Source organism: Pantoea sp. E956-1 (assembly GCF_982223955.1).
This window is the reverse complement of record NZ_CEUYZP010000148.1, coordinates 1-232: the sequence shown is the minus strand read 5'-3', so window position 1 is coordinate 232 and position 232 is coordinate 1. Positions and strand designations below refer to the sequence as shown.

The 232-nt window shown below is 53.9% G+C and carries 1 rRNA gene; it reads left to right on the top strand.

The features are described from left to right. Positions 1 to 232: ribosomal RNA gene (locus tag AC0T7J_RS25710) — 23S ribosomal RNA — on the top strand; the annotation flags it as partial.

The following is a 232-nucleotide window of genomic DNA, read 5'->3' as shown; positions in this document are numbered from 1 at the left end:
GGAAACAGGTTAATATTCCTGTACTCGGTGTTACTGCGAAGGGGGGACGGAGAAGGCTATATCAGCCGGGCGACGGTTGTCCCGGTTTAAGCGTGTAGGCGGAGCGTCCAGGTAAATCCGGACGCTTGTTAACGCTGAGGCGTGACGACGAGGCACTACGGTGCTGAAGTGATAAATGCCCAGCTTCCAGGAAAAGCCTCTAAGCATCAGGTAACACAGAATCGTACCCCAA